The organism is Nonomuraea sp. NPDC049725, assembly GCF_040674795.1.
Classification (GTDB): domain Bacteria; phylum Actinomycetota; class Actinomycetes; order Streptosporangiales; family Streptosporangiaceae; genus Nonomuraea; species Nonomuraea ceibae.
In genome coordinates this window covers 62,596-76,803 of sequence record NZ_JBFANJ010000014.1, presented here as the reverse complement: position 1 = coordinate 76,803, position 14,208 = coordinate 62,596, and the positions used below count along the sequence as shown (strand labels likewise).

Annotated in this window: 11 protein-coding genes; 5 read left to right on the top strand and 6 right to left on the bottom strand. The window is 73.3% G+C overall.

The genetic code is table 11. The annotated features are described in order from the left end of the window. Nucleotides 1–64: 64 nt before the first annotated feature. Complete coding sequence (locus AB0J53_RS32020; RefSeq protein WP_364179319.1) at nt 65–955, bottom strand: hypothetical protein; 891 nt, start codon at nt 953–955, stop codon at nt 65–67. 211 nt (nt 956–1,166) lie between these two features. Here AB0J53_RS32020 and AB0J53_RS32015 point away from each other — a divergent pair, with 211 nt between their 5' ends. Further along, nucleotides 1,167–1,442, top strand: a complete 276-nt coding sequence (locus AB0J53_RS32015) for a hypothetical protein (RefSeq protein WP_219505906.1) — start codon at nt 1,167–1,169, stop codon at nt 1,440–1,442. A 21-nt stretch (nt 1,443–1,463) separates the two neighbouring features. Here AB0J53_RS32015 and AB0J53_RS32010 read toward each other — a convergent pair whose 3' ends face one another. Genes AB0J53_RS32010 through AB0J53_RS31995 form a run of 4 tightly spaced genes read right to left on the bottom strand, consistent with a single transcriptional unit; the run spans nt 1,464 to nt 6,989 of the window. Continuing rightward, the gene (locus AB0J53_RS32010) at nt 1,464–3,155 is read right to left on the bottom strand and encodes a glycosyltransferase (RefSeq protein WP_364179317.1); all 1,692 of its coding nucleotides are present in this window, start codon (nt 3,153–3,155) and stop codon (nt 1,464–1,466) included. Beyond that, nucleotides 3,152–5,062 carry a glycosyltransferase gene (locus AB0J53_RS32005; protein WP_364179315.1) on the bottom strand — a complete coding sequence of 637 codons (1,911 nt, stop codon included), beginning with the start codon at nt 5,060–5,062 and terminating at the stop codon, nt 3,152–3,154. The genes AB0J53_RS32010 and AB0J53_RS32005 overlap by 4 nt, the downstream gene beginning before the upstream one ends. Continuing rightward, nucleotides 5,059–6,555 (bottom strand): glycosyltransferase family 2 protein, encoded by a 1,497-nt coding sequence (locus AB0J53_RS32000; protein WP_364179314.1) that lies wholly within the window; start codon nt 6,553–6,555, stop codon nt 5,059–5,061. The genes AB0J53_RS32005 and AB0J53_RS32000 overlap by 4 nt, the downstream gene beginning before the upstream one ends. Continuing rightward, entirely contained in the window at nt 6,552–6,989 is a 438-nt protein-coding gene (locus AB0J53_RS31995; protein WP_219505895.1) for a hypothetical protein, read from the bottom strand. Before AB0J53_RS31995 ends, AB0J53_RS32000 begins: the two co-directional genes overlap by 4 nt. Nucleotides 6,990–7,201: 212 nt before the next feature. On the opposite strand from AB0J53_RS31995, the gene AB0J53_RS31990 reads away from it, so the two are divergent. Further along, a complete protein-coding gene (locus tag AB0J53_RS31990; protein ID WP_364179312.1) occupies nt 7,202–8,263 on the top strand; it encodes a glycosyltransferase in 1,062 nt (353 codons plus the stop codon). After that, nucleotides 8,260–9,900, top strand: a complete 1,641-nt coding sequence (locus AB0J53_RS31985) for a glycosyltransferase (protein ID WP_364179310.1) — start codon at nt 8,260–8,262, stop codon at nt 9,898–9,900. Before AB0J53_RS31990 ends, AB0J53_RS31985 begins: the two co-directional genes overlap by 4 nt. Before the next feature lie 19 nt (nt 9,901–9,919). On the opposite strand, the gene AB0J53_RS31980 is transcribed toward AB0J53_RS31985, so the two are convergent. Next, complete coding sequence (locus AB0J53_RS31980; RefSeq protein WP_364179308.1) at nt 9,920–11,359, bottom strand: glycosyltransferase; 1,440 nt, start codon at nt 11,357–11,359, stop codon at nt 9,920–9,922. Nucleotides 11,360–11,558: 199 nt separating this feature from the next. On the opposite strand from AB0J53_RS31980, the gene thrC reads away from it, so the two are divergent. Both thrC and thrB read left to right on the top strand, forming a co-directional pair. Beyond that, nucleotides 11,559–12,617, top strand: a complete 1,059-nt coding sequence (gene thrC, locus AB0J53_RS31975; RefSeq protein WP_364179306.1) for a threonine synthase — start codon at nt 11,559–11,561, stop codon at nt 12,615–12,617. Between the two features lie 498 nt (nt 12,618–13,115). After that, complete coding sequence (gene thrB, locus AB0J53_RS31970; protein WP_364179304.1) at nt 13,116–14,078, top strand: homoserine kinase; 963 nt, start codon at nt 13,116–13,118, stop codon at nt 14,076–14,078. Nucleotides 14,079–14,208 lie beyond the last annotated feature (130 nt).

The following is a 14,208-nucleotide window of genomic DNA, read 5'->3' as shown; positions in this document are numbered from 1 at the left end:
GCTCCTTTGTTTGCTGTGCGGGCCGCGGTGTCGAGGGGGAGCCCGCCTGGAGTCTGAGCTGGGCTCAGGCGAAGAGTTCGTCGATGGTGTCGATGACGACCGCGCGCTCGATCCACGTCTCCAGCGTGGGGATGTCGGTGCACGCGGAGATGCGTTCGCGGGCCTCGTCCGGGACCGGGATCGCCCTGGCTTTCAGGTACAGCAGCACTGCTCGCGCCTCGCCCTCGGCCTTGCCCTCGGCTTTGCCTTCCGCCTTGCCGCGCTCCTGGCCCTTCGTCAAGAGGCTCTGGGCGTATTCGCCCTGGTAGAGGTAGGTTTCGGTGGCCATCAGGCGCTCCATCTCTTTCTGTGCACTGCCGGTCAACGCCACGGTGACATATTCAGCGTACCGACGCGCCAGCTTGGAATCGATGTTGTCCAGGGCCTCGGCCAAGGTGGCGAGGATGGCGTGGATCTCGGGGTGGTCGCTGTGGGTGATGGCCGAGATGGCGGCCAGGCCGATGTCGCCGACCGCTTCGGCGACGTCGGTGATGACCGGGGTGTTGTGGGGCCCGATCACGAGCGGGTGCAGGACGTACCCGGGATGCCCCGTGTCGATGGGCTCGGCCGCCCAGCGGGCGGTGGAGTGGTCGGGGCAGATGACCACGAGGGTGGCCTTGCAGCGGTCGCGGGCGCGCATCGTGGCCAGGTAGACGGGCCAGGTCCAGCGTTTGATCGGGTCCCGTTTGAGCTGGACCTCCGCGATGACGCCGAGATTCTCCTCCTTCTCGCCGTACAGCAGGGCGGCGTCGGCGTGGAAGCTGGCGGGGACGCACTCCGACAGGTCGGGGGACACGAGGCGGGCTTCCGAGTCCCGGGGGAGTGGGAGGTCGAAGAGGGACCGGAGCATGTGCCCGGTCCGGGTGGTGTCGAGGGTCGTGATGCTGATGAGACCCTCGTGCAGGGGGGTAACCATGGGCGGGAGATTACTGTCCGCATTCGAGTCGTCTCGGATGGTCAATCGCCGTGGAGTGGTCCCAATGCACCGGTGGGATGTGAATCTTCCTCTGGCGTAGAAGATCTTTGTGGGCCGATTTATGTGCATAAATCACGCAATGAATGATCATGTCGCTGCTACCGTCAGGTGACCCAGTCAAGTTTCGGACCGGTAAAGGGGCACAATCCGCATGGCCGAGTTCCACCTGCTGGTACGTCAGAGGTTCGCCGACCACGACACCTGGCGGACCGCCTTCGACAGCCTGGACGAGCGCCGGGCCGCGGCCGGCATGCGCACCGTGCTGGTGTCCACGAACGTGGACAGCCCGGACGAGGCCGTGGTGCTGTTCGCCTGCGCCGACGTCGAGGCCACCCGGGCGCATTTCCAGTCGGACGCGCTCAGAGGGGCGCATGAGCGGGCAGGCGTGATCGAGGGCTCCACGCAGGTGACGTTCCTGCGGTCCTGAGGACCAGGAGAGCGGCCGGGGCTACGGCCCGTCGGGGAAGGCGAGCTTGCGGACGCGCCGCACCGCGCGCTTGATGACCGTGCGGTCACGCTCGCGCTCGCGGGCGCGCGCCAGGCGGACCGCCTCGCGCCGCCACTCCTCGGCCTTCTCGCGCCACCGGGCGGCGTCCCGCCCGTTCTTGCCCGCCTCGCGCCGCAGTTGCGACAGCTCGGCGCGCAGCGCGGCGGTGCGCTTGCGGTAGAGGGCGAGCTCCTTCTCCCGCTGGGCGGCGAGCCGTTCGGCCTCGGAGGGCGGCCGGCGGCGCGGCGGGTACACCTCCGGGCGGGGCGCGAACCCCCACGATTCGCCGTCCGTCCACTCCAGCCCGAAGACCTCGTCCAGCACGTCGTCCGGATGCTCGCCGGGTTCGGCGACCAGGGCGGCACGGGACAGGGCGGCGGTGCGGTCGAGGCGGGCGACGACGACGCCGTCGGCGGTCTCATCCAGCGCCACGCACAGCGAGCCGCCGTCGTGCTCCTCCAGGTGGGCGACCAGCCGCTCCACGGTGTCCTCGCCGGGCACCCAGCCGGGCGGGACCATCAGCCTGAACGGCGCGGGCGACGTCCCGCCGGGCGCGTCCGCCAGGTGGACGCGCGGGTCGTGCTCGAACGTGGCGCGGATCAGCCGCAGGTCGAGGTCCGGGTCGCCGAGCGGCGAGCGGCGGCCGTCGGTCAGCGACTCCCACGGGCCTGGGATCGTGACGCGCACGTCCGGGAGCGAGCCGCCGAGCAGGGCGTCGACGGTGGCCCGTACGTCCTCGTAGCCGCCCGCCGGGACGGTCGCGTCCACGTACGGGACCAGCCACTGGCGGCCCCGGTCGGTGCGCAGGTAGCGGCGGTAGGGGACGCGGTCGGCCACGTACGGGTCGTTGTAGCGCTTGAGCGCGGCGAAGTCGCGCATGGCGGTCGGCAGGCCGAGGTGCCAGGCGCGCGACTCCGGGTCCGGTACGTAGACCGCGCCCGCCTGGGTGAGGCGGTAGCCCAGCTCGGTGTCCTCGGCCAGGACGAGGGAGGTGTCCATGCCGCCGATCGAGCGCAGCAGCGCGGCCGGGTAGGAGACGGTGGCGCCCACGTGGATGCGGGTGGCCAGGGAGTTCGGCGCGGTGCGCAGGCCGTCGTGGTCGTGGATGATCTTCTCGGCCCAGTCGTGGCGCAGGGCCGACAGCGGGAACAGCTCGTCCGCGCGGCCGTTCTCCACGGACTTGCGCACGGTCTCGGGCGCGGGCAGCTCGTCGGTGGCCGAGGTGAAGTCGATCCAGCCGAGCGCGACCACGTACGGGGCCAGGTGGTGCCAGCGGAGCTGGGCCTCGACGTGGTGGCGGTGCGGGACCATGTCGGCGTCCAGCACGAAGACGACGTCGCCGGCGGCGGCGTCGATGCCCGCCTGCACCGCCCAGGCGCGGCCCCAGCCGCCGGGCGGGCTGCTGATGAGCTTGGTGCGGCCGGGCACGAGCGGCGGCAGGCGCAGCGGGACGGCGCTGCCGTCGTCCACCACGATGACGTCCATCAGCTCGGCCGGGTAGGACTGGGCGGCGAGCGCCGCCAGCGTGAGGTCCAGCGTCGCCTGGCGGTCGTGCGCCGGGATGACGACGGTGACGGTGAGGGCGGGCTCCCACGCGCCCAGGCGGGGCGGGGTGAGGACGCCGTAGTCGTTGCGGCGGATGCGGGGAGTCATGGACGCGGGCTCCCGTCGAGCTCCATGAGGGCGTTCGGCCGGAAGCCGCGCCACTGCTGCCGGTTGCGCTGCAGGAACGTGCCGATCGGCTCCCGCCAGGTGTGGTTGGCGGCGGGGCCGCGGCGCAGGATGTAGCCGAGGCCGTGGGTGCGGTAGATCTGGCCGCCGGCGGCCTGCAGCGCCTCCTGGAACTGGGTGTCGACCGAGCGGCGCAGCGGCCGGAAGCCGCCCACCGCCTGGAACGCCGAGCGCTCCACGAGGATGGTGCCGCCCGCGACGAAGCTGGTGATCTGCTCGGTGAACTGCTTGCGGTGCACGGTGACGTCGATCGACGACAGGTAGACGAACTCCGGCACGGTCCCCACCACCTGCGCCCCCGAGTAGGAGTGCGCGAGCAGCAGGTCCGACAGGAAGTCCGGGCCGTACCAGTCGTCGTCGTCCATCTTCAGCAGGAATGAGCCGGACGCCCTGGCCGCGGCCTCGTTCAGCACCTCGCCGAACACCGCCTGCGCGCCCGCCTCGAACACGGTCAGCGGCCCGTCGTACGCGGCGACCGCGGCGGCCACGTCGGGATGCCCCGGCGGGACGCCGTGCAGCGCCAGGACGACCTCCAGCCGGACGTCGCGCTGGCGGGCGATCTGGTCGAGCGCGAAGCCGACCATGTCGGTGCGGCGGGTGGCCAGCAGGACCGAGGTGAGCGGGGGAGCGGGCGGCGGCGCGCCGAGCTGCTCCCAGCGGGCGGCCACGCCGTGGGTGCGCAGCGCGGTGCGGCGCAGCCGGATGCTGTGCTCCTCGCGCCGCAGGTCGTCGGCCAGGTCGGGCGGAGACTGGACGAGCGCGACGAGCTCCTCGCCGAGCGCGCCCGCCCAGCGGGGCACCGGCCCGGAGAACAGCGGCACGCCGGCGGCGGCCAGCCCGGCCAGCACGCGCACGGCGGCGAGCGGGCCGCTGTGCGCGTGGTGCCAGTCGATCTCGACGGCGCGGATCTGCCGCAGCCGGGACACGTCGGCGTCGGTGACGCCGCCCGACTCGGCGAACGTCGTCACCGGCTTGCCGTCCAGCAGCACCGTCCAGCGGCCGTCGCGTTCGGCAAGCGCGGCCACGCCCCGGGTCGGAGTGGTGACGAAGCCCTGCGGGTTCACCAGGCGCTCGTCCACCGGCGGGATCATGGACGGCTCGGCGAGCACGTCCGGGTCGGCCAGCGGCAGCTCCGACCCGCCGGGCCGGCCCAGCCGCTCCCAGCTCGCCGCCCGGAGCGTCGGCCGTTCGACGGGGGTCTCGGCGCCGTCCCAGGAGCGGGCGGAGCCGGCGGCCGACGGGGGCGCGGTCTCGGTGTCCAGTGTGCGCAGCACCAGGTCGCTGCCGGGCGCGCCGACGCGTTCCGGGACGGGCCCGGCGACGTCGGCGGGGGTGGCGTTGGGGTCGCCCGGCCGCCAGTCGGCGGCGCCGACGCCGGCGATCGCGGCGGCGGGCGCGGCGATCACGTCGAGCCGGTGCCCGGCGAACGCGCGGGCCGTCGCCGTCACGGTACGGCCTGCCGGGGCGGGCGCGGAGAAGCGGGCGTCCACCACCCACACCCGGTCCTTGGGCCGGTAGACGCGCAGGTCCGACAGGGAGCGCCAGCGGTGCGCGGGCGTCGGCGTCGGCACCGGCGCGGGGTGGGCGGCCGGGGTGTCGAGCACGGCCACGACCACCCGGCGGGCCTCCGGCAGGAGCTTGTGCAGCGTCGCGGCGCGCCGCAGGTCGGCCGGGGTGCGGGCGATCACCAGCACCTCCGCCGCCTGCTCGGCGTCGCCGCCCGGCTCCAGCAGGTCGCGGTCCAGGTCGACGCCCGGCACGGCCGCGTCGTCGATCCCCGCGAGGAACACCCTGGCCTTGGGCAGCTCGGCCAGCAACCGGTCGATCATCCGGCGCTCCGCAGGTGCCTCATCAGGGACGACAGCGGCCCCTTGGTCCCGTCGTCGTCGGCGGCGGGCGCCGACAGGCGTTCGACCTCGGCGGTCAGCCGGTCGATCTCGGCCTTGGCCGCCTTCAGCTCAGCGGCCCGCTCGGCGGCGACGGCCCGCCACCTGGCCGCGTCGCCGCCCGGCGGCTCGGCCTCATCGGCGGGGACGAACCCGTGCTCGTCCCCGCCCACCCACAGCGAGCCGAACAGCTCGTCCACCAGGTCGTCCGCCGCCCCGGGGAAGCGCGCCGCGCGCGCGAAGGCCGCCGTGCGCTCCAGCCTGGCGGCCACGACCCCGGTCGCGGTCTCCGCCAGCACGGCGCTGACCAGGCCGAGCGTGTCCTGTTCGGCGAGGCGTACGAGGGAGGACAGGGTGCCGGCGCCGAGCGGCCAGCCGGCGGGGACGCGCAGCGAGAAGGGCGCGGGCGCGACGGACGCGGGCGCGCTCTCGGCGAACGCCACGCGCGGCTCGTGCGCGTACAGGTTGCCGAGCAGGCGCAGGTCCAGCAGCGGCTCGTCCAGACTGGCGCGGCGCCCGCCGGTCAGCTCGCCCCACGGGCCGACGATCGTGACCGCCGCGTCGACGAGCGTCCCGGCCAGCGCGGAGTCGACGGTGGTGCGCGTCTCCTCGTACGTGGTGGCCGTCACGACCACGCGCACGTACGGGACCAGCCAGGTACGGCGCGGATGGCGGCGCAGCCAGCGCAGGTCGGGGATGTAGTCGCCCAGGTAGGACCAGTTGTGCCGGTGCACCTCCTTCTCCCGCAGCATGACCGTGGACGGCCCGACGTGCTTGCCGACGGCCTCCGGGTCGGGGATGAACACCGCGCCCGCCTGCGCCAGCCGGTAGCCGAGCTCGGTGTCCTCCGCCATGTTCAGGCCGGGGTCGACGCCGCCCGCCGCGCGCAGCAGCTCTCTGCGGACCGAGCTGGACGCGCCCGTGTGCAGCAGGTACGCGCTCGCGCCGGCGTCACGCAGCCACCTGGTGGACTCCAGGGTCTTGAGCGTGTACGGGGTCGGCGCGCCCTCGTCGCCCGGCGCGTCCACGAACCTCGTCTCGCCGATCACCACGGCGTGGTCGATGAGGTGGTGCCAGCGCAGGTGCGCCTCCAGGTGGCCCGGGTTCAGCACCATGTCGGAGTCGAGCCAGTGGACGACGTCGCCGGTGGCCGCGAGCTGCCCGGCCTGGCGGGCGGCGCCCCGGCCCCAGCCCTGCTCCACCCGCACGACGCGGGCGCCCGGCAGGTGGACGGGCGGGTCGCTGCCGTCGTCGGCGACGACCACCTCGACCAGGTGCGCGGGGTAGGTCTGGGCGGCCAGCGAGGCCACCGTGCGCTCCAGCGCCTCCTGGCAGTCGTAGGCCGGGATGACCACGGACACGCTGAGCTCGGGCCGCCACGAGCCGAGCGCGGGCGGGCTCAGCACCCCGTAGTCGTTGTGCCGGACGCGGGTCATACCCGGTCCTTGGAGAGCGCGCGGACCTCCTCGCGCAGCTCCTCCACCTCTCGGGCTCTGGCCATGGCGTTGACGCGGTCCTCGCCGAGCGAGGCCAGGATGGCGCCGATGTCGTCGCCGCGCCGGGCGCCCGACTCCTCGACGGCGCGGGTGAGCTTGTCCAGGCGCGCGTCGATCTGCCGCAGCGCGGTGGTGGTCCTGGCCAGCTCGGCCTCGTACTTCTTGACGCGCAGGTCGATGCGGTGCGCCTTGCCGTCGATGCGGCGCACGGCGAGGACCAGGAAGGCGAGCGCGGCGAGCGAGATCACGAATCCACCGGCCGTCGCGGCCTCCGCGAGGGAGAACAGGCCGGCGAGCACCAGCAGCACGAGCACGGCCAGGGCCAGTGCTCCCAGAGCGGCGGCGGTGGCTGCCGGCCGGCGTGGCGCAAGCATCCGCTCAAACCTTTCGTTATGACTTATCCGGGCGTTAGGGCATTAATGACACCTTATTCAACAACAGTCACCACCGTGCCAGAGTTTCCTGTGTACACACTGTGAATCTGCCGTGACCGCCCATACCGGATGGGAACCCTGCGGGTACGTGTCAGTAAAAAGCGGCGTAAGGTAGGCGCCGATCAAGTCCGACCCGCTAGGAGCAGCAGCGCATGTCCCTCACCCCGGCCGGCTTCGCCCGCACGGCTGACCAGGGATTCGCGCGCCTCCACTGGCACGACGGCGGCTGGGTGCGGCCCCCCGCCGCGGAGCTGCGCCGCCTGCGCGGCCTGGAGATCGACTGGCCCGCCGGCGAGGTGCCGCTCGACGACGTCATGGAGCTCGCCGCCGCCGGGGTGCCGCTGACCGCCGCCCACGCGCCCGCCTGGGTCCCCGCCGGCCTGGCCGCGCTGCTCACCGACCGCGACTGGCTCGCCCACGAGCCCGGCGGCGGCCTGCGCTGCCTGGCCGACCTGCGGCGCGAGGAGCACAGCGTACGCCTGCGCCGCCTGGCCAGGCCCACCGCGACGCCCAAGGTCAGCATCGTCATGGCGACGATGCGGCCGGGCCTGGTGGGCGAGGCCCTGGCGCAGATGGCACGCCAGCGCGGCGTCGAGGCCGAGGTGGTGCTCGGGCTGCACGGGTTCACGTACGACGAGGTGCGCCCGGCGGTCGAGTCCTGCCCGCTACCGGTGTCCTGGGTGGAGGCCGAGCGCGCGGTGCCGTTCGGCGAGGTGCTCAACCGGGCGGCGGCACAGGCCACCGGCGACCACCTGGCCAAGTGGGACGACGACGACTGGTACGGCCCCGACCACCTGGCCGACCTCGTCATGGCGGCCGCCTACTCCGGCGCCGACGTCGTGGGCACCACCGGCGAGTTCTTCTACCTGGAGCCGCTCCACGTCACGGTCAGGCGCGTCACGTTCGCCAGCGGGGCCTCGTACCCGAGCGAGGTGTGGTCCGACCACGTGGCGGGCGGCACGATCACCGTCTCCCGGGCGGCATTTCATGACCTGGGGGGCTTCCCGGCGCTGCCCCGGTCCGTCGACCGCGAGTTCCTGAAGGCCGCCCACGAGTCCGGCGCCCGCATCTACCGCACTCACGGCCTCGGCTACATGCTGCGGCGCGGCCTCGGCGGCGGTCACACCTGGCAGCTTCCCCTCGGCCACTTCCTCAAGGTCGCCGCCAACCAGTGGCACGGCTTCCGCCCCAGCCTGCTCATGGAAGCCGCATGAGGCTGCGCGGCAACGACTACCGTCCGCTGCGACCGCCCGCCGGCTACACCCCGGAGCTGCGCGTCAGCGTGATCGTGCCCGCCTACGGCGGCCAGGACAAGCTCGACCTCGCGCTCGCCGGGCTCGCCAGGCAGACCTACCCGGCCGGGCTGACCGAGGTCGTCGTCGTCGACAACGGCACCACGCCGCCGCTGCGCCTGCCCGCCGAACGCCCCGCCGGCACCCGCCTGATCCGCTGCGAGAGGCCCGGCCGCGCCAGCGCCCGCAACGCCGGCCTCGCCGAGGCGACCGGCGACGTCATCCACTGGCTCGACTCCGACGTGGTCCTCACCCCCGGCGCGCTCACCGCCCACATGCGCTGGCACCACGCCGCCCCCTACCTCGTCGTCTACGGCCACCTGCGCTTCAGCGAGGCCGAGCTGCCCGCAGAGCTGCCCGCCGACCTCGAGGCGTACTTCGAGCCCGCCGAACCCCACGCCTGGATCGTCGACCTGGTCGAACGCACCGACGGGCTCACCGCCAACTCGCCGCGCCCGTTCAGCGTGCACGTCGGCGGCAACACCTCCGTCAGCGCCCGGCTCGTCGAGGCCGCCGGGCCGATGGACGACGAGCTGATCCTCGGCCAGGACACCGAGATGGGCTACCGCCTCGCGCAGGCCGGCGCCGTGTTCGTGCCGGAGCCCGGCGCCCGCGCCTACCACCTCGGCCCCACCATGCGGATGCGCGACAAGCCGCGCATCGACCGCGTCAGCCACGCCTTCGTGGCCGACCGCATCCCCGCCTACCGCTGGCTGCGCTCCCACCCGGCCCGCCAGTGGCTCGTCCCGAGCGTCGTCGCCCTGGTCGACGGCACCGCGCCGTACGAGGACGTGCGCGCCACCGTCGACGCGCTGCTCGCCGGCACCGTCAACGACGTGCGCGTGCACCTCGTCGGCCCCTGGGACGAGCTCGACCGCGACCGCCGCGCCCCGCTGAAGGACCCGCGCCTCGACCAGGTGCTCGTGCACGGCCACTACCAGCACGAAGGCCGGGTCGGCCTGGTCACCACCGACGAGGTCGACCCGCGCGTGCCGTTCCTGCTGCGCCTGCCGCCCGGCTGGGCGCCCGGCGAGGACTCCCTGGCCCGGCTCCTGGACCTGGCGCGTGGCGAGGTGTTCGGGCTGGTCAACGTGCTGCTCGCCGAATCGGCCACGGGCATCGAGACCGCCCGGCTGGAGCGCGTCGCCTACTTCTCCCGGGCTCGCCTGCTCGCCAGGCCCGGCGAACGGCTCGACGACGTCGTGGACGAGGTGTCGGGCGTCGCCTGGGTCGAGGGCGAGGCGTACGGCTTCACCAGAGAGCCGCGCAAGCCCACCGGGCGGCGCGCCGCCTACAACGCGCGGCTGGCCGCCGAGGCCGAGAACGCCCGGCTGGCCGCCGAGACCGAACGCCTGCGCGCCCAGGTCACCCGGTGGCGCGAGGAGGCGGGCCGCTGGCGCAAGAGCGCCGTCGAGCTGCGCCGCGAGGTCGGCACGCTCCGCCGTGAGAGCGCCGACCTGCGCCGCAGGCTCGCCGCCGCCACCCGCGCCCAGGAAAGCCTGCGCGCCCTGGTGGCGACCACGCTCAAACGCGCCCTCGGCAAAACCCAACGCCCTTAGCCGCCCTACCCGCCACCCCTCAGTTGGGGCGGAGGGCCGCTTTCAGGCGGCCGAACAGCGAGGACTGCTCGGCCTCGGCGTCGGCGGTGACGCCGGGCGCCGAGGGGATCGTCACCGGCGCGGGCTGCCGCTCCGACGGCTGCGGCCAGTAACGCTCCGGCGACACGTGCCGCACCCCGTGGGTCTCACGGACGACCTCGTCCAGGTCGTCACCGGGCCCGGTGAGCAGCAACGCCCGGGCCAGCGCCGACGTGCGCTCCAGCCGGGCGGCGCGGCCGTCGGGCAGGTCCACGACCAGCACGCCCGTCAGGTCCTTCTGCACCGTCTCGATCATGCGGTCCAGCGTCACCCGGTGCAGCGGCACGTCCACCGGCCCCCGGTAGCGGAACGGCGCGGGCGCGGGCGTCGGCGCCGCCTCGTCGATGAGCCTGACCCGCTCGTCGTGGGCGAACAGGTCACGCATCAGCCGCAGCTCGAAGCACGGGTCGCCGAGCACCGAACGCCGCCCGTCGTGCAGCCGCGACCACGGCCCGACCAGCGTGACGGCCACGTCCTGCAGCTTGCCGTCCAGCGCCGCCGACACCGCCTGCCGCACCACTGACTCGGAGGTGTCCGTCACGTCAAGGACGACCTCCACGTACGGGACCAGCCACCGGCGGCCCCGGTCCTTGCGCAGGTCGCGCCGGAGCGGGATGCGGTGCGCCAGGTAAGGCTCGACGGCACGCACGGCGCGCTCGCGGTCGCGGTGCTGGGCGGGCAGTCCCAGGTGCACCGCCCGCGCCTCCGGGTCCGGCACGAACACCACGCCCTGCATGGCCAGCCGGTAGGCGAACTCGGTGTCCTCGCCGCGCAGCACGTTCGGGTCGAGGCCGCCGGTCGCGTGGAAGACGTCCCTGGGCAGCGCGAACGTCGGGCCGGTGCAGACGTGGTACGGGTTGCGGCTCTTGCGCAGGCCGTCGGTCTTGGCGATCGTCGCCTCGGTCGAGCTGGGCACCGCCGCGTCCAGGTCGAACAGCTCGCCCAGATGCGCGGCCCCGGCCACCTGGCGGGCGGTCAGCGGCGGCGCCTCCACGAACTGCTTCATGCCGATCGTGACCAGATAGTCCGTCACGTGGTGCCAGCGGGCCAGCGCCTCGATGTGCTCGCGGCAGGTCACCATGTCGGCGTCGAGCCGCTGGATGATCTCGCCGTCGGCGGCGTTGGCGCCCGCGTTGACGGCGTTGGAGATGCCCCAGCCCGTGCTCGGGCGGACGATCCGCGTGTTGTCCGGGCGGATCTCCGGCAGGCGGATCGGCGGCTCGCTGCCGTCGTCCACGACCAGGACCTCCATGAGGTGGCCGGGATACGTCTGCGCCGCCAGCGCCGCCAGCGTCAGATCGAGATGCGGCCCGCCGTGCGCGGGGATCACCACGCTCACGGACAGGGCAGGCGACCAGGAGCCGAGCTCCGGTGGCGTCAAGGCTGAATAGTCGTTCTGCGGCAAAGCAGGACGCGCGTTCATGGTTGTGAACCCCCTGCTCCGACCCTAGCGGGGGATGCTGAGAATTTCCTGAATAATGGGGATGTCAGGGCCCGTGTCCACACGCTGGACGCCCATCCGCCTCCCCCCTGCGGACCCCGTACACTCGGTGCCCAACAGCGCAGGTAGGGAGAGACCAATGAGCAGGTCGTGGCGTGGCCTCATCGAGGAGTACCGAGAGCGGCTCCCGGTCACCGCGAAGACGCCCGTCATCACGCTCCTCGAAGGCGGGACGCCGCTGGTGCCCGCGCACCGCGTCTCCGCCCTCACCGGTTGCGACGTCTACCTCAAGGTCGAAGGCGCCAACCCGACGGGCAGCTTCAAGGACCGTGGCATGACCATGGCCATCAGCAAGGCCGTGGAGGAAGGGGCCAAGGCGGTCATCTGCGCCTCCACCGGCAACACCTCCGCCTCGGCCGCCGCCTACGCGGTCCGCGCCGGCCTCACCTGCGCCGTCCTGGTGCCCCGAGGCAAGATCGCGATGGGCAAGCTCGCCCAGGCGCTCGTCCACGGCGCCACGCTGCTCCAGGTCGAGGGCTCGTTCGACGACTGCCTGGAGATGACGCGCAAGCTGTCGTCCAACTACCCGATCGCCCTGGTCAACTCGGTCAACCCGTTCCGCCTCCAGGGGCAGAAGACCGCGGCGTTCGAGATCGTCGACACGCTCGGCGACGCCCCCGACATCCACTGCATCCCCGTCGGCAACGCCGGCAACATCTCCGCCTACTGGATGGGCTACCAGGAATACGCCGACGACGGCATCGCCACCAAGCGGCCGCGCATGTTCGGCTTCCAGGCCAGCGGCGCGGCGCCCATCGTCGACGGCGCCCCCGTCACCCACCCCCACACCATCGCCACGGCCATCCGCATCGGCAACCCCGCCTCCTGGCAGCTCGCCACCGCGGCCCGCGACGAGTCCGGCGGCGCCATCCAGTCGGTCACCGACCGGCAGATCGCCGCCGCCTACAAGCTCCTCGCCCAGGAAGAGGGCGTCTTCGTCGAGCTCGCCTCGGCGGCCAGCGTCGCCGGCCTCCTCCAGGCCCACGCCCAGGGCCTCGTCAAGCCGGGACAGCGGATCGTCTGCACGGTCACCGGCAACGGCCTCAAGGACCCTGACTGGGCCATCTCCGGCGCCCCCTCGCCGGTCACCATCCCCATCGACGTCCACGCGGCCGCCGCAGCCCTCGGCCTCGCCTGACCATGCCCGCCCCAGGGCGGCACCCCCTCCCCACCGCCCCGGCGGCTCCTGGCAATGGCGCCAAGGCGAGGGACGGGGCGGGGAGACGCGAACCCACCCGAGCACCCACCCGCCGTCCCCCTCCCAGCGCCGGTACGGCGAGTCGGTGTACGCCGGAGCCCGGCGCCCTGGAACGGCGCCCAGGGTGGGAGAGCCGAACGCCCCAGGGCGCCGGTACGGCGGCTTGCGGTACGGCGGAGCCCGGCACCCCAGGCCCGACCAGGCGCGACGCGCTGGGCAAGGCGCCCCCGCCCCCTCCCGGCGCCGGTACGGCGAGTGCGGGTGCGGTGGAGCCCGGCGCCCCAGTACGGCGCTCCGGGTGGGGTGGAGGCGAGGGCCTCACGAACGAACGGCACGGCCTCACGGCGTACGTCCCGGGCTCGGGGTGTGCGTCGGGGGCAGGTGTGTGCGGAGGGGGCGTGCGAGAACCGGCACGCCCCACGAAGAAAGGGCCGATGAATGACCACCGTTGACATCCGCGTGCCGGCCACGTCGGCCAACCTGGGCCCCGGGTTCGACTCCCTGGGCCTGGCGCTGAGCCTGTACGACCACGTACGGGTGACGCTCGACGGCGACGGGGCGCGGGTGACCGTCGAGGGCGAGGGCGCCGGTGAGGTGGACACCGGCGAGGGCCATCTCGTCGTGAGGGCGATGCGGAAGACGTACGACCGGATGGGTCTGCCCCAGCCCGCCGGGATCCGCATGCACTGCCGTAACAGCATCCCGCACGCGCGCGGCCTGGGCAGCTCGTCGGCGGCCGTCTGCGCGGGCATCCTCGCGGCCCGGAGCCTGGCCGGCGCCACGCACGGCGCCACGACGCACGGCGACGTGACACGCGGTGACCCGCCGCACGGCGACGCGGTGCTGAGCGACGACGACGTGCTGGCGCTGGCGACCGAGATGGAAGGGCACCCGGACAACGTCGCCCCGTGCCTGGCCGGGGGCCTGACGATCGCCTGGACCGAGCATGACGGCGCACCGCGTAGGGTGAAGCTGGTTCCCGACGCGGGCGTCCGTCCTGTCGTGCTCGTTCCGGCGACGCGGCTGTCGACGGAGACCGCCCGGGGGCTGCTGCCGAAGGACGTGCCCCACAAGGACGCCTCCTTCAACACCGGCCGGGCCGCGTTGCTGATCGCGGCGCTGACCCGGAGCCCGGATCGGGCGCTGCTGCTCGCCGCCACCGAAGACAGGCTCCACCAGCACTACCGCGCGCCTGCGATGCCTGAGAGCGCGGATCTGGTAGAACGTCTGCGTGCAGTGGGCGTGCCCGCGGTCGTTTCGGGAGCGGGTCCCACGGTCCTTGCGTTTTCGACCTCGGATTCGCAGGATTTGATCGCGCCAGAAGTGGGTAATGACTGGCACATCCAGCTAATGGACGTCGACCCTGGTGGTGCGACCGTTCAGTTCCCCGAGACACGCTGATGCCTCTTTAGACCTTCAGGGAATAGCCGTGTGCGCTGGTGATGTTAGGCTGATAGCCGCACCAGATGCCCCCTTGTTGGGTGCGTGCTTGTCAGCCGTACATCGCTGCATCATGCTTCACGTCGCGAGG

What these genes read in the sequence shown, in the direction of transcription:
- thrB (WP_364179304.1), top strand. Translation starts at nt 13,116, where the DNA reads ATGACCACCGTTGACATCCGCGTGCCGGCCACGTCGGCCAACCTGGGC.
- AB0J53_RS32020 (WP_364179319.1), bottom strand. Translation starts at nt 955, where the DNA reads ATGGTTACCCCCCTGCACGAGGGTCTCATCAGCATCACGACCCTCGAC.
- AB0J53_RS31995 (WP_219505895.1), bottom strand. Translation starts at nt 6,989, where the DNA reads ATGCTTGCGCCACGCCGGCCGGCAGCCACCGCCGCCGCTCTGGGAGCA.
- AB0J53_RS32000 (WP_364179314.1), bottom strand. Translation starts at nt 6,555, where the DNA reads ATGACCCGCGTCCGGCACAACGACTACGGGGTGCTGAGCCCGCCCGCG.
- AB0J53_RS32010 (WP_364179317.1), bottom strand. Translation starts at nt 3,155, where the DNA reads ATGACTCCCCGCATCCGCCGCAACGACTACGGCGTCCTCACCCCGCCC.
- AB0J53_RS32015 (WP_219505906.1), top strand. Translation starts at nt 1,167, where the DNA reads ATGGCCGAGTTCCACCTGCTGGTACGTCAGAGGTTCGCCGACCACGAC.
- AB0J53_RS31985 (WP_364179310.1), top strand. Translation starts at nt 8,260, where the DNA reads ATGAGGCTGCGCGGCAACGACTACCGTCCGCTGCGACCGCCCGCCGGC.
- thrC (WP_364179306.1), top strand. Translation starts at nt 11,559, where the DNA reads ATGAGCAGGTCGTGGCGTGGCCTCATCGAGGAGTACCGAGAGCGGCTC.
- AB0J53_RS32005 (WP_364179315.1), bottom strand. Translation starts at nt 5,062, where the DNA reads ATGATCGACCGGTTGCTGGCCGAGCTGCCCAAGGCCAGGGTGTTCCTC.
- AB0J53_RS31990 (WP_364179312.1), top strand. Translation starts at nt 7,202, where the DNA reads ATGTCCCTCACCCCGGCCGGCTTCGCCCGCACGGCTGACCAGGGATTC.